Genomic DNA, 19,121 nt, shown 5'->3' on the forward strand with positions numbered 1-19,121 from the left:
TCCTGCGGCCGGATCGGCGGCTGCCCGATCACGGGCAACGGGGACACGGCCGTCACCCCCGCCGCCACCCGGAGCCCGGCCGTCCTCGGACGCCTCCGGCCGGGCGGCGCCCCCGGTGCCCCTTCGCGGGAGATCCGACCTCCCCGCCGTCCGATGGCGGTGCCCGGGAGCGACTAGGATCGCGGCATGGCCCTGATCATGAGCGACGTGGACCGGTTCGAGGCCGCGAGGCCCCGACTGGAGGCCATCGCCTACCGGTTGCTCGGCTCGGCGAACGAAGCGGAGGACGCCGTGCAGGAGACGTTCCTGCGCTGGCAGGCGGCCGACGTCGAGCGGATCGAGGTGCTGGAGGCCTGGCTGACGAAGGTCCTCACCAACCTCTGTCTCAACGTGCTCACTTCGGCCCGCGCCCGGCGTGAGACGTACGTCGGCGCGTGGCTCCCCGAGCCGCTGCTCGCCGGGGATCCGATGCTCGGCCCGGCCGAAACCGCCGAGCAGCGCGAGTCGGTGTCGTACGCCGTCCTCGTCCTGCTGGAGCGCCTGTCGCCCAACGAGCGGGCGGTGTACGTGCTGCGCGAGGCCTTCGGCTACCCGCACCGGGAGATCGCCGAGATCCTGAACGTCACCGAGGCCGCCAGCCAGCAGATCCACCACCGGGCGAAGAAGCACGTCGCGGACGGCAGGGCGCGCACCGAGATCGACGGGGCCGCCGCCCGGCGGATCGTCGAGGAGTTCCTGGCCGCGGCGACCAGCGGCCGTACCGAACCGCTCGTGCGCCTGCTGACCCAGGACGCCGTATCGGTCGGCGACGGCGGCGGCAAGGTCCCGGCCCGCGCGAAGGCGTTCGAGGGCGCGCTCGCGGTCGCGAAGTTCCTGCGCGGCCTGTTCAAGCCCAGCGCGGCCAAGCGGGCCCAGGTCGGCGGCGCGGTCGAGTTCTACTGCGCGGTCGCCAACGGCGGGCCCGCCGCCGTGGCGGTCGTGGACGGCCGGGTCATCGGCATCACCTGCCTGGAGGTCACCGCGGACGGCATCGCCGCCGTCCGCAGCCAGGTCAACCCCGACAAGCTCGTCCGCGCGACCGGGCAGTGGGCCGCCGCCGGCCACGGGAGCGCCCCGCTTCACACCCTCTGACCGATGTGACGTGCTTCACACCCCGGTCCTGTCAGGAAACGCCGGGCTGCCCGGTTCAGGAGACGAAACCGCGCAGAGACAGCGGCAGAACCTCCAGACAGGAGCAGGCACATGCAGCACCGCATCGTCGTCCTCGGGGCCGGCTACACCGGAGCCGTCGCCGCCGGCCGCCTCGCCAAGCGGCTGCACCGGGAGGACGTCGCCATCACCCTCGTCAATCCCGAGCCCGACTTCGTCGAGCGCGTCCGGATGCACCAGCTCGCGGCCGGCCAGGACCTCCGGCCCCGGCCGTTCGACGAGATGTTCGCCGGCACGGGCGTGGCACTGAAGCTCGCGAAGGTCACCTCCGTGGACGTCGACCGCAAGAGCGTGACGGTCACCGCCGCGGACGGCCACGAGCAGGAGCTGGCGTACGACACCCTGGTCTACGCCCTCGGCAGCGGCTGGAACGACGGGGGAGTGCCCGGCACGGCCGAACACGCCCACGACATCTCCGGCCGTCCCGGCGCCCTCCGTCTCCGCGACCGCCTGGCCGCCCTGCAGCCCGGCCGGCCCGTGGTCGTCATCGGCGGGGGCCTGACCGGCCTGGAGGCCGCGACCGAGATCGCCGAGACCCGCCCGGACCTCGACGTCGCCCTGGCCACCCGCGGCGCCCTCGGCGCATGGCTCTCGGAGAAGGGCCGCGCCCACCTGCGGAAGGTGGTGGACGGGCTCGGCATCACCGTCCACGAGCACACCGCGGTCACCACCGTGGCGGCGGACCGCGTGGCGACGGCCGACGGCCGGGACATCCCCGCCGAGGTCACCGTCTGGACCACCGGATTCGCCGTCCACCCGATCGCCCGGGCCACCACCCTGGAGCTCGCCGACGACGGCCGGATCGTGGTCGACGGCACGATGCGCTCGGCCTCCCACCCGGACGTGTACGCCGTGGGCGACGCCGCCACGGCGATCGGCCCGGGCGGCAAGCCCCTCCGCATGTCCTGCGCCTCGGGCGTGCCGATGGCCTGGCAGGCCGCCGACGCCGTCGCGGCCCGGCTCGCCGGCACCAAGGTCCCCCGCGTGCCCGTCCGCTACTTCCAGCAGTGCGTCTCCCTCGGCCGCAAGGAGGGCCTGATCCAGTTCGTCACCGCCGACGACCGCGCGGTCGAGCGCACCCTGACGGGCCGTCCGGCCGCCCTCTACAAGGAACTGATCTGCAAGGGCGCGGCCTGGGGCGTCGCCAACCCGACCGTCGGCATGCCGTCCCGGCGCCGCCGTGTCGTACGGGCGGAGCCCCGCAGCGGCGCACGGTCGGTGGCGGCCTGATCGGCCCGGCCCGCCGCACGCCCAGGAGACCGACGGTGGCGTGCACCACCAGGACAGGCCGCCCGGTCGCCGCGGCGGGCGGCCGGCACCCTGATCCTCGGCCTCCTCGTGTCATTCCGGTGCCGCCCTCATGCTCCTCGGGGTGCGTGCACACGTGTCGGTGACCGGGTCCGCGGCCGCTCGACGACGGAAATCCGGCCCGCGACCGGATTTCCGTTGTCGAGCGGCCGCTCGGACGGTCTCCGTAGACAGAGGCGTCCCGCCGTCCGGAGCACGGGCGCCGGGGCCCCTGTCACGGCCGCCCACCCCACGTAGAGGAACGGACCCATGCCGAACACCCCACGCAGCGGACCCGACACCGGGACGGTGACGGCGGCGCGCGCCGGTGACCGGCAGGCACTGGAACATCTGGTGGCCCACTGCCTGCCGCTGGTCTACAACATCGTCGGCAGGGCGCTGAACGGCCACGCCGACGCCGACGACGTCGTGCAGGAGACGCTGTTGCGCATGGTACGAGGACTGCCGGACCTGCGGGATCCCGCCGCCTTCCGGTCCTGGCTGGTCGCCATCGCCATCCGGCAGGTGCGCAACCGCCAACACGACCGCGCCGTGGCCTCCGACCGCGTCGCCCGCCTGGAAGAGGCCGAGGCGATACCCGACCCCGCCCTGGACTTCGTGGGCCTGACCATCGTGCGCCTCGGACTCACCGAACAGCGCCGCGAGATCGCCGAGGCCACCCGCTGGCTCGACCCCGACGACCGCGAACTGCTCTCCCTGTGGTGGCTGAAGGAGACCGGCGAACTGGAACAGGCCGACCTCGTCGCCGCCCTCGGCCTGTCGACCGGTCACACCGCTGTCCGGATCGGACGGATGAAGGGCCGGCTGGAGGTCTCCCGGCTCGTGGTACGCGGCCTGGCCGCCGACCCGCGCTGCGCCGCACTGAGCGAGACCGCCGCCACCTGGGACGACGCCCCGAGCCCGCTGTGGCGCAAGCGGTTCGCACGGCACATCCGCGGCTGCGCGCGCTGCACCGGCACCGAGCAGGGGCTGCTCCCCGTGGAGCGGCTGCTGTACGGCCTGCCCCTGCTGGCCGTCCCGCCGAGCCTCGACCCGGCCCGGATCCTCGACGCCCTCACCGCGAGCGGTACGCGCTCCCCCTCCCCGGACCCCGGCGGCAGAGGGCGGCGGGCGCGCCGCTCCACCCGCAGGCGACCGCGTGCCGTCTCCAAGCCGGTCCTCGGCAGCGCGGTGGCGGCCCTGGCGGCGGTCGCCGTCCTGGTCGGGGCCCGGCTGACACCGGGGTTCCTCGACGCCCCGGCCGAGACGGCCGCGCTCTCCGCGCCGTCCGCCCTGCCCGCACCCGTCGAGGCGGCCCCGCCGAGCCCCGGCCCGTCACAGGCCCCGTCCGCCTCGCCCACCCCGTCCCCGGCCCAGCCGTCCCCGACCCGGCCGTCCCCGGCGCCGTCGGGAGCGCCGACGCCCACCGCCGGGGCCGCGGCCCCGACGGGGATCGCCACGTCCGCCCGGAAGGGCGTCGGGGTCTGGTCCTTCGACGGCGTGAGCCAGGCACTCGCCGCCTCCGGGGCGGGCTGGTACTACACCTGGGCCACCCGGCACCCCGGCGTGACGACACCCGCGTCGGCGTCCTTCGTCCCGATGATCTGGGGAGCGGCGTCCGTCACCGACGCCTCCCTCGCCCAGGCCCGCGCCAACGGCCCCTACCTGCTCGGATTCAACGAACCCGACATGGCCGAGCAGTCGAACATGTCGGCCGACCAGGCCCTGGCGCTGTGGCCGCAGCTCATGCAGGCCGGCAAGGTCCTCGGCAGCCCCGCGGTGGCGTACGGCGCCGACACCCCCGGCGGCTGGCTGGACCGCTTCATGTCCGGCGCCGCGGCCAAGGGGTACCGGGTCGACTTCATCACGCTCCACTGGTACGGCGGGGACTTCCGCACCCCCCAGGCGGTCAGCCAGCTGACGTCCTACCTGGAAGCCGTCCACCAGCGCTACCACAAGCCGATCTGGCTCACCGAGTACGCCCTGATCGACTTCTCCCGGGGAACCCGCTTCCCGTCCCCCGAGCAGCAGGCCGCCTTCGTCACCGCCTCCGCCAAGGCCCTCGACGCCCTTCCCTACCTCCAGCGCTACGCCTGGTTCGGCCTCGGTGCCGACCCGTCGAAGCCGAGCAGCGGCCTCTTCACCGACGGCACGACACCGACCGCCGCCGGCCGTGCCTACCAGGCCGCACGCTGACGCGTCCGCCGTCCGCCGTCCGAAGGCGGAGGCCGTCGGACGGCTGCTGCAGCGGAATCCCCGGGCACCGCTGAGCGCAGCACGAGGGCGGGCGCGCCCGTTCGGCGGAGGTCCCCTCCGGCCGGGCGCCGGGCGCCGGGCCCGAGAGCGGTCACGACTTCGGGGGAGCGTACGTGTCGAAGGGCGGTCGTCCACGGACGCCCGTGAGAAGGTACCTGCCATGACGTACACCGTGGATTTCGTCACCGTCTCGACCGTCGGTCTGGAGTCGTCGCCCGTCGCGGATGCGCTCGCCGGTCTGCGGGCGAACGAGGCCCGCTACTTCAAGAACAAGTACGACCACGTCTTCACGGTGGAGCCGGCGAGCGACGCCACGGCGGCCGTCGACTGGGTGCACCGGATCCTCCAGGAGGAACGCGACATCGTCATCTCCTCCCGGCCGCTGGAGGCCACGGCCTTCCAGGTCGAGAACATCCGCATGGCGTACGTCTTCTACGAGAGCGGCCTGTCGATCAACGTGATGTACACCGTCGACGACCCGAAGAAGCGGGCTGTCGGATTCAAGCTCTCCGACGGGATGGAGGTCCCGGAGGAGCTCGCCTCCCGGTTCAAGTTCGCACGCCAGAAATCGAAGCTCGCCGGCACCATCCGCGGTTCGTTCTTCGTCATCAAGAACGAGTACTGACCGCGACACCCTCGACTCCGGCGTCGCGGGCCGTGCTCCTCGTCCGCTCGTGGCTGCCGCAGCGGCAGTCGTGGTGCAGCGGACTCCCCGACGCCGTGGTGCAGTTGGGCTCCCCGACGCGGGAGCGGCACCCTCTCGTCGGGCCCGGGGAGACGCCCCGGCCGGGGGCGGCGGTGGCCGCCCCCGGCCGGGGTGGGGGTGCGGATCAGATGACGGTCCGGCAGACCGTTCCGTTCAGCCTGAAGACCGTCGGGGACGGGTTGGCGCCGTTGTTGCCGCCGACGAAGCCGAAGTCGACGGAGTTGCCGCCGTTCGGCGCCAGCCGCGCGTTGTACTGGCCGTTGGTCACGCGGACGTGCTGCCCCGTGCCGGTGATGTCGGCATTCCACCAGGAGGCGACGGACTGCCCGGTCGACGGCCAGTCGAAGTCCAGCGTCCAGCCGTTGATGTCCGCCGGGCCGAGGTTGCTCACCACGACGTTGGAGACGAAGCCGTTGCCCCAGCCGGTGGTCACCTGGTACGAGACGGTGCAGGTGCTGTCGCCCGGTGTGCCGGTGGTGAAGGTCAGCGGGACGGAGGGCCGGGAGAGGCGCCCCGCCTGGTCCCGGGCCAGCACGTTGACCGTGTGCCGGGAGCCCGGCGGGAGGTTGTAGAGCGTGGCGGAGGTGCCGGTGGAGGAGCCGAGCAGCTGGATGGTGGTGCCGAGCTGCTCGTAGACCTCGTAGCGGTCCACCGCGCCGGTGGTGGCCGGCCAGCCGAGGGTGACGGTGCCGGCGCCCACCGAGGTGGTCCGCGGCGCACCGGGGGTGCCCACGGTGGCGGCGGACGAGCCGGTGCCGCTCTTCGGGTGCATGGTCAGCACGGTGATGGAGTACGGGGCCAGGGTCGCCGAGGAGGAGGTGGCGGTGCCGGTCGCGTCCACCAGGCCGTTGCCACCGGGCGCCCACCGCTGGACCGAGGGAGCCGACGAGCCGGCGGTGAAGCCCTGGTACCGCAGGTCCACGGTGTGCTCGGCGGAGGAACTCTTGTTCAGCAGCAGGACGCTGAGGTCACCGTTGGCCCGGAGCACCGCGTGCGACGACACCTCGGAGCCGGAGGTGCCGGAGGCCACCATGCTGTCGCCCGGGTCGCTGAGAGCGCCCAGCGCCTTGATGCCGTAGTACGGCGCGAACGGGGTGTTCACCGCCGGCTCGCAGACGCTGCCGGAGCAACTGCCGTTCGACAGCATGCCCATGTCGCCGTAGTCGGTCTCACCGCCCACGGTGGTGATGGCGCCCGCGCCGTTGTGGGTGTCCCACCAGTCCACGGTGAAGACGCCGTTCTCCAGCGCCGTGATCACGGCCTCCGCGGCGAACAGGCCGTTGGGGTGGCTGGTGAAGGCACCGCCGCCGGAGTTGGAGTTCACCTCGGTCATCGCGATGCCGATGTTCGCGGAGTCGGCCCCCGCGTACTGGTTCACCAGGTTGCGCACCTCGCGGAGCTCACCGGGCAACTGCTGCACGGCTGCCAGCGACTGGTCGCCGTTGTTGGTGTTGGGATACCAGTGGACGCTGACGAAGTCGATGTCGTGGGCGACGGCGGCGAGCACGGTGTGGTTCCAGTCGCCGGTGTCGCCGGCGGCCACCAGTCCGTCCGGCCAGTTGCCGGGCATGGTGAGCACCGCACCGATCTTGACGGTGGGGTCGACGGCCTTCATGGCCGCGGCGTACGCCTTGACCTCCCTGGCGTACTGGTCCGGCGTCTTGTCGGCGTGGACGTCGTTCTCCCAGCCGCTGCCGTAGACGCCGTTGCCGTAGATCTCGTTGCCGATCTCCCAGTACTTCGCCCCGTACGCCTTGGTGACGTTGGCGTACCGAACCCAGTCCGCGGCCTCCTGGGCCGTGCCGGAGCCGTAGTTGGCGATCAGGATCGGTTGGGCGCCGGACGCCTTCACGGTTCCCATGAAGGCGTCGAAGTCGGTGCCGGGGGCGACGTAACCGCCGGGTGCGGTGTTGTCGACCCAGTGGTAGATGTCGGAGTAGGAGCCGCCCGGGTAGCGCAGCGCGCCGATCCCGGCGGCCTTGTACAGGGAGGCGACCTGGGGGTCGTTCATGTACGAGTCCCAGATGGCGGTGTTGGCGCCGAGCGCGGTGGAACTGACGGTGCCCAGGCCCGCGTTCGCGTTGACCGTGACCGTGGTGTCGCCGGTGGCGGCCGGGTCGGCCGCAACGGCGGGGGTGGACAGCGGCAGAGTCGCGGCAACCACGGCCAGGGCGGCCGAGGCCGTCACGGCGAGGGGGCGGCGGAGCCCGTCTGGCCTCTTGCGGAACAGCATGGGGGTGTTCCTCCCGGGTGGGACGCCGGCCCGGGGCCACGCCGCGGAGCCGGACGATGGACGGGTAACTGTGCGGCGTGGGGCGCCGCTTCAACCGTCGACGATGCGTGAGACGGGTGAGGCTTGGGAGCGCTCCCATGATGGGAGGGTGCGCCGAGCATGTCAATCTTCCTGACAGGCCGGGACGCAGGATCGTCACGACGTGCGCCGGTTCGGGCCGAAGGTCCCCGCCCGAACCGGCGACTGTCCGCCGGTAGCCGTCCGGACCGGTAGCCGTCCGGACCGGCAGCCGTCCGTCGGGCGGGGGCGGTGAGGCCCTGGCCGCCCACGCGACGGCGAACCCCCGCCCTTCCGCGCTGGAAGGACGGGGGTTCGCCGGGGGGGAGGTCGCGTTCGCAGATCGGGATTCTCGACCGGTGCGTGCGGTGCGCGAGCTGTGTCAAGGGCGCGTGGTGTCAGGCGATTTCGTGCTCGCCCTGGGGTGCGTCCGCTGCCGCGGCGTCCTCGGCCTCCCAGCGCAGCAGGTCGCCGGGCTGGCAGTCGAGCACCTCGCAGAGCGCGGCGAGCGTCGCGAAGCGCACCGCCTTGGCGCGGCCGTTCTTGAGCACCGCCAGGTTGGCGGGCGTGATCCCCACCCGGTCCGCGAGCTCGCCCACGGACATCTTCCGCCGGGCCAGCATCACGTCGATGTCGACGGCGATCGGCATCAGATCACCTCGTCCAACTCGGCCTGCATCTTGGTCGCTTCGACGTCGCGCGCGACGGCCTGGGCGAGCAGCATCCGCAGCACGAGCACCATGAGCGCGACCCCCAGGATGGCCATGCCGACCCCGCCCATGATGAGGGTGACGCCCGGATCCTCCCGCTGGCCCGGCGCGTTGATGGCCGTGACCGCGAACCACACGAGGGCGGCCGCCACGATCGCGCCGATCACGACATCCACGTACCGGAAGGCGGCGTGGGAGAACACGGTTCCGCGTCGCACCATCGCCAGCAGCCGCCACACGCAGACCAGGGCGACCTGGACCGACACCATGCCCAGGATCGTGACCAGGCGCAGCGGGGTCAGCGGGAGCGTCCCGTCCTCCGGGTCGGTGGCCAGTGCCCACACCATCGACGCCTGTACGAACACGGTGCCGGCGAGCACCACCGCGAGCACGGCGCGCAGCGCCCGCACTGTCAGCTTTCCCATGACCCATCCTTCAATCGAGTTACGATGGAAATCTATCGAAGTTCGATAGATGGGGCAAGGGGTGGAACGGGCGACGGACAGCGGCGCCGCGCCGCGGTCGGGACCGCACCCGCCGCTGATCCCCGTACCGGGGGAGCTGGGCAGCGAGGGGATCCGCGATGACGACCATCGATGCTCGGAAGCGTGCTCGGATCCACGGTCGGCGCGCTGTGGGTCGGCGAGCCGGCGGAGGCGGCGTCGAGGTCGGACGGCTTCGATCCTCAGCTTCCGGTTCGACTCGACCGGCCCGGGCCCGGCGCACCGACCGGGGCTGTGGTCGGACTGGTCTCGGGTGAGCGTCGGCGGGCGAGGGCGAGGCCGGCCGTCGTCGTGATCGCCATCGCGGCGACGCCGACCAGCGCCGCGGTCGTGTAGGCGTCGTCGTTCGGGAAGAGGCGGCCCGTGGCGGTGCCGGCGGCCAGGACCAGACCGCCGATGGCGCTGCCCAGGGAGTACCCGACGCTGCGGACGACGTAGTTGAAGCTCATGGCGCTCGACGTCTCGCTCCTGGGGGTGACGGCCAGGATGACGCCGGGCACGGCGGCCGAGAAGCTGCCGACGCCGAAGCCCAGCACGCCCATGGCCGCGAGCAGTTCGGCCAGGTTGGACCGGGCGGTGGCGAACAGGACGAACCCGCCGCCGACGATGGCGGCGCTGCCGGCCAGGAGCAGGGGGCCGTCGATCCGCGTCCGGACCCGCGGCGTGAGCCTGCCGGCGACGAACCCCAGCACGGAGAACGGGACGAGGACCAGCCCCGCCACGAAGGTGGTCAGTCCGAAGCCGTAGCCGGCGCTGCGCGGCGTCTGCGCGTAGCGGGTGATGAGCGTGAGCAGGAGGTACATGCCGCTCCCGCCGACGAACATGGCGATGTTCGCCCCGGCGACCGCCGGGTGCCGTACCGCCCGGACGTCGACCAGGGGCGTTCTGGTGCGCAGTTCGGAAACGGTCCAGGCGCAGAGCAGGAGTGCGGCGGCGACGGCAAGGGTCACCGCCACGGCGAGGTGTCGGATCCACAGGCCCCTGTCGCCGGCCAGGAACAGGACGAGGAACAGCCCACCCGCCAGGACGAGCGCACCGGCCGCGTTCACGTGAGCGGAGCGGCCTTCGGGGGCTGCGGGCATGGAGCGCCACGCGGTCACGAAGGCGACGGCGGTGACGAGCAGGCCGAGGCCGTAGGCGGCCCGCAGTCCGCCGAACTCGGCGAGCAGCGCGGCCAGCGGGTAGCCGACGCCGGCTCCGATGATGGAGACCACCGAGATCAGGGCGATCGTGGCCGCGCTGCGCTCCTCGGGAAGATGGTCGCGGGCCACGCCCATCATCAGCGCCGTGAGACCGAGTCCGACGCCTTGGGCCGCTCTGCCCGCGAGCAGCCAGGCGAACGGCAGTGGCAGCACGGTGAGCGCGCTGCCGACGACGACGATCGCCAGCGTGGCGAGAATCGTGGCCCGCCGGTGCGGACCGGCTCCGAGCCGGCCGAGGACGGGTGTGGCGACGGCGCCGCCGAGCAGGGCGATGGTCAGCGTCCACTGCGCGCTGTCGAGGGAGACGTGGAACGTGGTCGCCACGCTGGTGATGAGTGGCGTCCCGAGGCTGGCGACCGCCGCCACGACCAGGGCGATGAACACCAGGGCGGGGACCAGCAGACGTGCTTCGGAACGTGTCGGGGCGGTGCTCGCGGGCTGGTCATGGGCCTGGGCCGCGGTCACCGGTCCGACTCCTCTCGGGCGTGGCTTTCGAGCTCCGCCAGATGCAGCAGCGCCGGAAGGGCTGCTGCCAGGGCCTCGACCTCGTCACCGGTGAGTTCGTCGATCAACCGCGCGTACGCGTCGACGCCCGCCCGGCGTCGCGTCCGGACGTACGACGCGCCGGCCTCGGTCAGGCACACCAGCGTGACCCGCTTGTCGGACGGATCGCCCCTCCGCTCGACCAGCCCGGATTCCTCCATCACCCGGACCAGGACGGTCATCGCGGGCTGGGTGACGCCCTCGGCCACCGCCAGATCGGTGATCCGTCGCGGGCCGGTCTTGTCCAGGGTGGCCAGGGTGGCGGCGGACGTCAGGCTCATGTCGCGGGGAAGGCGTCTCACGGCCCTGGTGGCCAGACCGTAGAGGGCTGACCCGATGGCATCGGAAGTGTCGTGCGCGGCGTCTCGGCGGCTCATGCCTGAAGCATAGCGGATTTATATGAATCCTTTATGTATTCCCGCGGGCCCGTCCACCGGTGGCTCGAACGGGCCCGCTCCCCTGAGATTGGTCCAGACCTATTGACGAGCCCCATCGCTCCTCCTACGATCCGGTCCGGCACTGCCTCACATGTCCCCACCTCACCCACAGCCGGGCGTCACGCCCCCACGCGTCGGTCTGTCCATGGCGCTCGGCGGGAGGAGCACAGCATGTTCCGTCGTAGGTCGCGCACTTCACGTCCGTCGGGCGATGCCCGCCCCTGTCCGGATCCCGGCCGCCTCGACGGCGACCGGGCCGGGAGCGAGCCGCTCCGAGCACCTCGCCCGCAGAGGGTGACCGTCGAACGTGCGGCGCGGGTGAACCGGACCGGCCGCGTCGAGCACGGACCGACCGTCCTCAGGCGCTCGCTCGCCGGGGTGAGCGCCGCCGCCCTCATCGGTGCCGGCATCGCCGTGGCCGGCACCGTCACGGCCGGGGCCGCCACCACCAACCTGGTGGCCAACTCCGGTTTCGAGAGCGGACTTTCGGGCTGGACCTGCTCCGCAGGCTCCGGCGCGGCCGTCAGCAGTCCGGTCCACTCCGGTGCCTCCGCGCTCAGGGCCACGCCGTCCGGCCAGGACAACGCCCAGTGCAGCCAGACCATCAGCGTGCAGCCCAACTCCCAGTACACGCTGAGCGCGTACGTCCAGGGCAGCTACGTCTACCTGGGCGCCACCGGCACCGGACTCACCGGCACCCTGTCCACCTGGACGCCGAGCAGCCCGTCGTACGGCCAGCTCGGCGTAAGTTTCACCACCGGAGCCGGCACCACCTCGGTGACCGTCTACGTGCACGGCTGGTACGGGCAGCCCACGTACTACGCGGACGACGTGTCGCTCGCAGGCCCCGGCGGCAGCAGCCCCTCGCCGACCGCCAGCCCGTCGCCGAGCAGCAGCCCGTCGACCAGTGCTTCGCCGAGCAGCAGCCCGTCGACCAGCACGTCACCGAGCAGTAGCCCGTCGACCAGCGCTTCGCCGAGCACCAGCCCGACGGGCGGCACCTGCGCCCTGAAGCCCAAGCCGTCGGGCAAGGTGCTGCAGGGATACTGGGAGAACTGGGACGGCGCCTCGAACGGCGTTCATCCCGGCATGGGCTGGGTGCCCATCACGGACAGCCGGATCGCCGCGCACGGCTACAACGTCATCAACGCCGCGTTCCCGGTGATCCTCTCGGACGGCACCGTCCTGTGGCAGGACGGCATGGATGCCGGGGTCAAGGTCTCGACCCCGGCCGAGATGTGCCAGGCCAAGGCGGCCGGGGCGACGCTCCTGATGTCGATCGGCGGCGCCGCCGCGGGCATCGACCTGAGCTCCAGCACCGTTGCCGACAAGTTCGTGGCGACCGTCGTCCCGATCCTCAAGCGGTACAACTTCGACGGCATCGACATCGACATCGAGACCGGCCTGTCCGGGAGCGGCAGCATCGCCACGCTGTCGGCCTCACAGTCCAACCTGATCCGCATCATCGACGGCGTGCTCGCACAGATGCCGGCCGGCTTCGGCCTCACGATGGCCCCCGAAACCGCCTACGTCACCGGCGGAAGCGTCACCTACGGGTCGATCTGGGGCGCCTACCTGCCGATCATCAAGAAGTACGTCGACAACGGCCGTCTGTGGTGGCTGAACATGCAGTACTACAACGGCAGCATGTACGGCTGCTCCGGCGACTCCTACTCCGCCGGCACCGTCCAGGGCTTCACCGCGCAGACCACCTGCCTGAACAACGGCCTGGTCATCCAGGGCACCACCATCAAGGTGCCGTACGACAAGCAGGTCCCCGGCCTGCCGGCCCAGTCCGGCGCGGGCGGCGGCTACATGGCGCCGAGCCTGGTCAGCCAGTCGTGGAACGCCTTCGGAGGTTCGCTGAAGGGGCTCATGACGTGGTCGATCAACTGGGACGGCTCGAAGGGCTGGACCTTCGGCGACAACGTCAAGTCCCTCCAGGGCCGTTGATGTCCCGCTGACACCGCGCCGACGTCCCGCGCCCCGGTGCACCGGGGCCGGCCGGTGCCGGTCACCCGACCGGCACCACAGCCGGCGCCGAGCCCGGGGCGCGGGACGTCGAGCGCGGCCCCACCGCGCGGACCACCCGGACCGCCGTCGGCGGCCGGCGACCGGGCCCGCGCACGCGACCGGACCTCCGGTCGGGGCATCGGAGATATCCGTTAGGCTCCATCCATGGCCCTACCTGCCCACCGAACCCGCGCCGAGGACGTCGTGGTCTACGTCGAGGACGCGATCGAGAAGCGTGGACTGCGTCCCGGTGACCGCATCGGCACCCGGGCCGATCTGCGTGAGCAGACCGGTGTCGCGAAGGCCACCGTCAACGAGGCGATCCGGCTGCTGCAGGAGCGGCGGCGGATCGCGGTCCGGCCCGGCCCGGGCGGGGGGATGTTCGTCGCGGCCGCCGATCCGGTGGTCCGGCTCGGGCGCACGCTCCTCACCGTGCACGGCGAGCCGTTGGCGGTCGCCGAGGCCATCGAGGTCCGCGAGCAGCTGGAGCCGCTCGTCGCCGTGCACGCGGCGCAGCACCGGTCGGCGAAGGACGCGCGCGAGCTCAGGTCGCTGATCACCGCGATGAGGAAGAACCTCGACGACATGCCGACGTTCGTCTCGCTCAACTGGGACCTGCACCTGCGGATCGCGGCCATCTCGCCGAACGCCGTCCTGCGGGGCACCTACGTCGGTCTCTACGAGTTCGTCAACCACGTGTCGCTGGTGAACCCCCAGCCCCGCGACGGCGACTACCTCGCGCAGCGCCTGCAGGTCCACGGCGACCTGGTCGCCGCCATCACCGCCGGCGACGTCACCGCCGCCCGGCACGCCGCGGAGGCGCACCGCCACTCGGGCTGAGCCCGCCGGACTGCCGGTCCGGATCCCGGACCGTTTTCAACGGCGCCGCCCTCGTGGCCGCAGTGGGCCCGGCCGTTCGCCGAGCCCGGCGGTCGCCGTGAGCGGACCCGGCCGGCCGGATCCGCTCACGGTCGACGGCCGGGGTCGGCCGCCCTGCCACCTCTGTCGCCCAGCGGATCAGCGCAGCCCGGCGAAGAGGTCGTTCTCGGGCACGGCCGCGCCGGTGGTGTCCTGGACCCGTACGAAGGTCTCCACGCCCATCAGCTCGGTGAACCTCTCCTTGCCCATCTTCAGGAAGAAGATGTTCTCGCCCTGGCTGGCGTGCGCGGCGAGCGCGTCGAACTTCTGGGCGCCGAACTCGGTGGTGTCCACCCAGGTGCTGATCTCCTCGTCGGGGAGTCCGATCTCGGGCATGGCGGCGGTCTCCGCCGGATCCGGCTCCTCCCAGTCCGCGCCGAACTCCCGCATGACCTCGCCGAACCGCTGCATCATCGAGCGCGGCGCGGTGGTCCAGTACACCTTCGGGGTCAGCCCGGTCATCGCCAGCGCCGCCGTCGTGACGCGGTTCGCCTGGATGTGGTCGGGGTGGCCGTAGAACCCGTTCTCGTCGTAGGTCACGACCACGTCCGGCCGGTAGTGCCGCATCAGGTCGGCGAGGCGGGCGGCGCCCTCCTCGACGGGCGTCCGCCAGAACGATCCGGGCGCGTCGTTGGCCGCCCAGCCCATCATCCCGGAGTCGGCGTACTCCAGCAGCTCCAGGTGACGGATGTTCAGCACCTCGCAGCTGGCTTCGAGTTCCCGGCGGCGCATCGCGACGACGGCTGCCGGATCGTGCCCGGGCTCGCCCGGCTTGACACCTCCCGGTCCGTCACCGCACCCGCCGTCGGTACACGTGACGAGGACCGTGCGAATGCCCTCGGCCGCGTACCGCGCCAGGACACCCCCGGTCCCGGTGGCCTCGTCGTCGGGGTGGGCGTGCACTGCCATCAGCGTCAAAGGCCGTTCAACCATGAAATCCATCCTCCGGTGCGAAATGTGCTCCGGCCTCAGTCTGCGGTAGGCGGCGGGGCGATCGCGCGCAATACCGGGGTGATCGGGCACACGGTGACCGGGGGAATACACGGCGGATCCGACGGATCCCGCTGCGAGGGGCGAGGGGCGAGGGGCGAGGGGCGAGGGGCGAGGGGCGAGGGGCGCCGGAGCCGATCGGCCCGGGCGGAAGCCGGCCCCGTCGTCCCCGCGCGGACGCGAACCGGCCCGGACGGCGAACCGGCCCGAACGGTGTGCCGGACCGGGCGGTGCACCGGCCTGTCCCGGCCCCGGGTTTCGGACATTCCCGGCCGGTCAGACGAGCTGCCGGGAGGTGTGCAGCCCCCTCCGCCCGCCGGGTGGTCGCGCTACGAACGGAGCCCGTGCAGATGAAGGTCTCGGACCACATCCTGGAACGCCTGCGGCAGTGGGAGGTGGAGCAGGTCTTCGCGTATCCGGGCGACGGCATCAACGGCCTGCTCGCCGCCTGGGGCAGGGCCGACGACAGGCCGCAGTTCGTGCAGGCCCGGCACGAGGAGATGGCCGCGTTCGCGGCCGTCGGGTACGCGAAGTTCTCGGGCCGCACCGGCGTGTGCGCCGCGACGTCCGGCCCGGGCGCGATCCACCTGCTCAACGGCCTGTACGACGCGAAGCTGGACCATGTTCCGGTGGTGGCGATCGTGGGCCAGACGGACCGCAGCGCCATGGGCGGCTCCTACCAGCAGGAGGTCGACCTGCTGTCGCTGTTCAAGGACGTCGCCTCCGCGTACTGCGCGATGGTGACCGTTCCCGAGCAGCTGCCGAACGTGCTGGACCGCGCGATGCGGATCGCCGCGACGAGCCGCACCGTCACCGCGGTGATCGTCCCCGCCGACGTGCAGGAGCTGGAGTACGAGCCGCCGGCGCACGCCTTCAAGATGGTCCCCTCCAGCCTGGGCGTGGGCCGCTACGCGCCGGTTCCGGCGGACGAGGAGCTGGCCCGCTGCGCGGAGATCCTCAACTCGGGGGAGAAGGTGGCCGTCCTGGTCGGCCAGGGTGCCCGGCACGCGCGGCCGGAGGTGGAGCGGCTCGCGGAGGTGCTGGGCGCGGGCGTGGCGAAGGCCCTGCTCGGCAAGGACGTGCTGCCCGACACCCTGGCGTACGTCACCGGGTCCATCGGGCTGCTCGGTACCCGCCCGTCGTACGAGCTGATGCGTGACTGCGACACCCTGCTGGTGATCGGATCCAGCTTCCCGTACACGCAGTTCCTGCCGGAGTTCGGCCGGGCGCGCGCCGTGCAGATCGACGCCGACCCGTCGATGGTGGGCCTCCGGTACCCGTTCGAGGTCAACGTCGTCGGCGACGCCGGGGAGACGCTGAAGCGGCTGTTGCCGCTGCTGCACCGCAAGGACGACCGCACCTGGCGGGGCACGGTGGAGGAGAACACCGCCCGCTGGTGGGAGGTGATGGAGCGCCGGGCGGCCGTCCCGGCCGACCCGCTGAACCCGGAGCACGTCGTGCACGCCCTCGACGCGCTGCTGCCCGACAACGCCATGATCGCGGCCGACTCCGGTTCCGCGGCGAACTGGTACGCCCGGCACCTGCGGATGCGCGGGTCGATGCGGGGCTCGCTGTCGGGCACGCTGGCCACCATGGGGCCCGGCGTCCCGTACCTGATCGGGGCGAAGTTCGCCCACCCCGACCGTCCGGCCGTCGCGATCGTCGGCGACGGCGCGATGCAGATGAACGGACTGGCGGAACTGATCACCGTCGCCAAGTACTACGAACAGTGGTCCGACCCGCGGCTGATCGTCGCCGTCCTCAACAACCAGGACCTCAACCAGGTCACCTGGGAGATGCGCGCCATGCAGGGCGCGCCGCAGTTCGAGCCCTCCCAGCACCTCCCGGACGTCCGCTACGCGGACTTCGCCGTCCAGCTCGGCCTGCACGGGCGCCGCGTCGAGGATCCGGACGACGTGGAGACGGTCTGGCGGCAGGCGCTGGCCTCGGACCGCCCGTACGTCATCGACTTCCGCACCGACCCGGCCGTGCCGCCGATCCCGCCGCACGCCTCGCTCGACCAGATCGCCGCGGCCGCCTCCGCCGTCGTGCACGGCGACAGCGACCGCGGCTCGATGCTGAAGCAGGGCTTCAAGGCGAAGATCCAGGAGTTCCTGCCCGGCAGCGGCAGCGGCAGGGAGTGAGCCGCTGCGGCCCGGGGCCCGGGGCCCGGGGCCCGGGGCAGGGGGCAGGGGGCTCGCGGGGGACGACGCTCGCGGGGGACGGACGCTCGCACGGGACGGCAGGAGACCCCGGCCGACCGCCGCCGCTCCCGGGCCGGATCGCTCCGCGGGCCGACGACACGATGCCGCGGTGTCGGGAACCTGCCGGAATGCCCTGGTTGGATGTCCCGCCCGAGGGGCAGACGCGCGGTGGGCAACGAATGCCCGACCCGTCGAAGCGGAAGGAGACCGTGGTGAGCAAGGTGAAGGAGTCCATCGACGTGGATGTCCCGCTGCACAACGTCTACGACCAGTGGACGCAGTTCGAGGACTTCCCGAGCTTCATGGACGGCGTGGAGGAGGTCCGCCAGACGGACGACCGGCACTGCCACTGGACGACGAAGGTCGCCGGTGCCCGCCGCGAGTTCGACACCGAGATCGTCGACCAGCTCCCCGACGAGCGGATCGCCTGGCGCACGGTGGGAGGTGATGTCCGGCAGATGGGCGTCGTGACGTTCCAACGCCTGGACGACAGCCACACGCGGGTGAGCCTGGCCATGGAATTCGAGCCGCACGGCCTGGCCGAGAAGGCCGGCAGCATGCTCGGCGTCCCGGACCGGCAGGTCAAGGGAGACCTCAAACGGTTCAAGGGCTTCATCGAGGAGCGCGGCCGTTCGACCGGCGCGTGGCGCGGCCGGCTCGCACCGGGCGGCGGCCCCGCCGACGGTGCCGGCGACAGCCCGGCGGGCGCCGCGGACGCGCCGGTACGCGAGCAGCCGCAGGCCCGGATGACCGGGGAGGGGGCGCCGCCCCTGCCCGCGGACCCCGACGACATGCGGCACGGCTGATCCCGCCCGCGAGCCGGCAGGACCCCGCCGATCTGCACCCCGTCCCCTCACCGGCCCGGGAAGGACACCAGACCATGGCCGCGTTCGGCTACTTCCTCTCCTGCGAGGAGTTCACTCCCGCCCAACTGCTCGACCAGGCCCGGCGAGCCGCGGACGCCGGATTCACCCGCCTGGCGATCTCCGACCACTACCACCCGTGGAACGACGCGCAGGGCAGCAGCCCCTTCGTCTGGTCGATGATCGGCGCGCTCTCCCGGAGCGTCGACCTGCCCGTGACCACCCTCGTGACGTGCCCGACCGTGCGACTGCACCCGGCCGTCACCGCGCAGGCCGCCGCGACCTCCGGCGTGCTGCTGAACGGCCGCTTCACGCTGGGCGTCGGAACCGGCGAGGCTCTCAACGAGCACGTTCACGGCGACCGCTGGCCCTCCTTCGCCGAGCGGGCCGACATGCTGGAGGAGGCCGTGGAGGTGATGCGGGCCCTCTTCACCGGCGAGGAGGTCTCCCACCGCGGCCGCCACTACACCGTGGACAACGCCCGCCTCTACACGACGCCGGCGGACCCGCCGCCGATCCACGTCTCCGGGTTCGGCCCGAACGCGGCCGCGCTGGCGGGCCGGATCGGCGACGGTTTCGTCACCATGACGCCCGACCGGCGGCTCGTCGACGCGTTCCGTGCCGCGGGCGGCGCCGCCCGGCCCGTCATCGGCGGGGTGAAGGTCTGCTGGGGCGACGACCGGGACAAGGCCGTGGAGCTGGTCCACCGGCTCTGGCCCACGGAACTGCTGCCGGGCGAACTCGCCCAGATCCTCCCCACCCCGGCGCACTTCGAACAGGCGAGCGAACTCGTCACACCCGAGATGATCGGCGAGGCCGTGACCTGCGGGAACGACGCGGACCAGCACATCGCGACGCTGCGCGCCTACGTGGAGGCCGGGTTCGACGAGGTGTACGTCGGCCAGATCGGCCCCGACAACGAGGCGTTCTTCGACGCCTACCGCAGCACCGTCCTCCCCGCGCTGACCGGCTGATCGGTCCGGCGCGAAC

Annotated in this window: 14 protein-coding genes and 1 pseudogene; 9 read left to right on the top strand and 6 right to left on the bottom strand. The window is 72.4% G+C overall.

Annotation, left to right across the window (positions count from 1 at the left end; all coding sequences use genetic code 11):
- The first annotated feature begins 186 nt into the window (after positions 1-186).
- The 4 genes from OG335_RS38100 (at position 187) to OG335_RS38115 (ending at position 5,377) form a co-directional block, all read left to right on the top strand.
- Positions 187-1,131: an RNA polymerase sigma-70 factor gene (locus tag OG335_RS38100; protein ID WP_405009288.1), complete on the top strand. Its 945-nt coding sequence runs from the start codon at positions 187-189 to the stop codon at positions 1,129-1,131.
- A gap of 111 nt (positions 1,132-1,242) precedes the next feature.
- Positions 1,243-2,439 carry an NAD(P)/FAD-dependent oxidoreductase gene (locus OG335_RS38105; RefSeq protein ID WP_405009287.1) on the top strand — a complete coding sequence of 399 codons (1,197 nt, stop codon included), beginning with the start codon at positions 1,243-1,245 and terminating at the stop codon, positions 2,437-2,439.
- A 327-nt stretch (positions 2,440-2,766) separates the two neighbouring features.
- On the top strand, positions 2,767-4,692 hold the full coding sequence (locus tag OG335_RS38110) for a sigma-70 family RNA polymerase sigma factor (protein WP_405009286.1): 1,926 nt from the start codon (positions 2,767-2,769) through the stop codon (positions 4,690-4,692).
- 220 nt (positions 4,693-4,912) lie between these two features.
- Entirely contained in the window at positions 4,913-5,377 is a 465-nt protein-coding gene (locus OG335_RS38115; protein WP_405009285.1) for a phage tail protein, read from the top strand.
- Between the two features lie 205 nt (positions 5,378-5,582).
- Here the strand turns inward: OG335_RS38115 and OG335_RS38120 are convergent, their stop codons facing one another.
- The 5 genes from OG335_RS38120 to OG335_RS38140 all read right to left on the bottom strand — a co-directional run bounded on the left by OG335_RS38120 (position 5,583) and on the right by OG335_RS38140 (position 11,083).
- The gene (locus OG335_RS38120) at positions 5,583-7,691 is read right to left on the bottom strand and encodes a cellulose binding domain-containing protein (protein WP_405009284.1); all 2,109 of its coding nucleotides are present in this window, start codon (positions 7,689-7,691) and stop codon (positions 5,583-5,585) included.
- 455 nt (positions 7,692-8,146) lie between these two features.
- Complete coding sequence (locus OG335_RS38125) at positions 8,147-8,398, bottom strand: helix-turn-helix domain-containing protein (protein ID WP_405009283.1); 252 nt, start codon at positions 8,396-8,398, stop codon at positions 8,147-8,149.
- The gene (locus OG335_RS38130) at positions 8,398-8,883 is read right to left on the bottom strand and encodes a DUF2975 domain-containing protein (RefSeq protein ID WP_405009282.1); all 486 of its coding nucleotides are present in this window, start codon (positions 8,881-8,883) and stop codon (positions 8,398-8,400) included. Before OG335_RS38130 ends, OG335_RS38125 begins: the two co-directional genes overlap by 1 nt.
- Before the next feature lie 260 nt (positions 8,884-9,143).
- Positions 9,144-10,628, bottom strand: coding sequence for an MFS transporter (locus OG335_RS38135; RefSeq protein ID WP_405009281.1), 1,485 nt, complete (start codon positions 10,626-10,628; stop codon positions 9,144-9,146).
- Entirely contained in the window at positions 10,625-11,083 is a 459-nt protein-coding gene (locus tag OG335_RS38140; protein WP_405009280.1) for a MarR family winged helix-turn-helix transcriptional regulator, read from the bottom strand. Before OG335_RS38140 ends, OG335_RS38135 begins: the two co-directional genes overlap by 4 nt.
- Positions 11,084-11,521: 438 nt before the next feature.
- Here OG335_RS38140 and OG335_RS38145 point away from each other — a divergent pair, with 438 nt between their 5' ends.
- Complete coding sequence (locus OG335_RS38145) at positions 11,522-13,096, top strand: carbohydrate binding domain-containing protein (protein WP_405015289.1); 1,575 nt, start codon at positions 11,522-11,524, stop codon at positions 13,094-13,096.
- Positions 13,097-13,321: 225 nt separating this feature from the next.
- Positions 13,322-13,996 (top strand): FadR/GntR family transcriptional regulator, encoded by a 675-nt coding sequence (locus OG335_RS38150; protein ID WP_405009279.1) that lies wholly within the window; start codon positions 13,322-13,324, stop codon positions 13,994-13,996.
- 177 nt (positions 13,997-14,173) lie between these two features.
- Here OG335_RS38150 and OG335_RS38155 read toward each other — a convergent pair whose 3' ends face one another.
- A complete protein-coding gene (locus tag OG335_RS38155) occupies positions 14,174-15,007 on the bottom strand; it encodes a PIG-L family deacetylase (RefSeq protein ID WP_405009278.1) in 834 nt (277 codons plus the stop codon).
- A 407-nt stretch (positions 15,008-15,414) separates the two neighbouring features.
- Between OG335_RS38155 and OG335_RS38160 the strand changes: the two genes are divergently transcribed.
- From OG335_RS38160 to OG335_RS38170, 3 genes and pseudogenes are all read left to right on the top strand, one after another.
- A complete protein-coding gene (locus tag OG335_RS38160) occupies positions 15,415-17,208 on the top strand; it encodes a thiamine pyrophosphate-requiring protein (RefSeq protein ID WP_405009277.1) in 1,794 nt (597 codons plus the stop codon).
- A 272-nt stretch (positions 17,209-17,480) separates the two neighbouring features.
- Positions 17,481-17,936, top strand: a pseudogene (locus OG335_RS38165) (SRPBCC family protein); the annotation flags it as partial.
- Between the two features lie 212 nt (positions 17,937-18,148).
- Positions 18,149-19,105 (top strand): TIGR03557 family F420-dependent LLM class oxidoreductase, encoded by a 957-nt coding sequence (locus tag OG335_RS38170; RefSeq protein WP_405009276.1) that lies wholly within the window; start codon positions 18,149-18,151, stop codon positions 19,103-19,105.
- Positions 19,106-19,121: the final 16 nt, after the last annotated feature.

The sequence above is a fragment of the Kitasatospora sp. NBC_01539 genome, from assembly GCF_045040525.1.
Lineage (GTDB): Bacteria > Actinomycetota > Actinomycetes > Streptomycetales > Streptomycetaceae > Kitasatospora.

Bases quoted from the DNA above. Each gene is read 5' to 3' on its own strand.
- OG335_RS38100 (WP_405009288.1), top strand. From the start codon at position 187: ATGGCCCTGATCATGAGCGACGTGGACCGGTTCGAGGCCGCGAGGCCC.
- OG335_RS38105 (WP_405009287.1), top strand. From the start codon at position 1,243: ATGCAGCACCGCATCGTCGTCCTCGGGGCCGGCTACACCGGAGCCGTC.
- OG335_RS38110 (WP_405009286.1), top strand. From the start codon at position 2,767: ATGCCGAACACCCCACGCAGCGGACCCGACACCGGGACGGTGACGGCG.
- OG335_RS38115 (WP_405009285.1), top strand. From the start codon at position 4,913: ATGACGTACACCGTGGATTTCGTCACCGTCTCGACCGTCGGTCTGGAG.
- OG335_RS38120 (WP_405009284.1), bottom strand. From the start codon at position 7,691: ATGCTGTTCCGCAAGAGGCCAGACGGGCTCCGCCGCCCCCTCGCCGTG.
- OG335_RS38125 (WP_405009283.1), bottom strand. From the start codon at position 8,398: ATGCCGATCGCCGTCGACATCGACGTGATGCTGGCCCGGCGGAAGATG.
- OG335_RS38130 (WP_405009282.1), bottom strand. From the start codon at position 8,883: ATGGGAAAGCTGACAGTGCGGGCGCTGCGCGCCGTGCTCGCGGTGGTG.
- OG335_RS38140 (WP_405009280.1), bottom strand. From the start codon at position 11,083: ATGAGCCGCCGAGACGCCGCGCACGACACTTCCGATGCCATCGGGTCA.
- OG335_RS38150 (WP_405009279.1), top strand. From the start codon at position 13,322: ATGGCCCTACCTGCCCACCGAACCCGCGCCGAGGACGTCGTGGTCTAC.
- OG335_RS38155 (WP_405009278.1), bottom strand. From the start codon at position 15,007: ATGGTTGAACGGCCTTTGACGCTGATGGCAGTGCACGCCCACCCCGAC.
- OG335_RS38160 (WP_405009277.1), top strand. From the start codon at position 15,415: ATGAAGGTCTCGGACCACATCCTGGAACGCCTGCGGCAGTGGGAGGTG.
- OG335_RS38170 (WP_405009276.1), top strand. From the start codon at position 18,149: ATGGCCGCGTTCGGCTACTTCCTCTCCTGCGAGGAGTTCACTCCCGCC.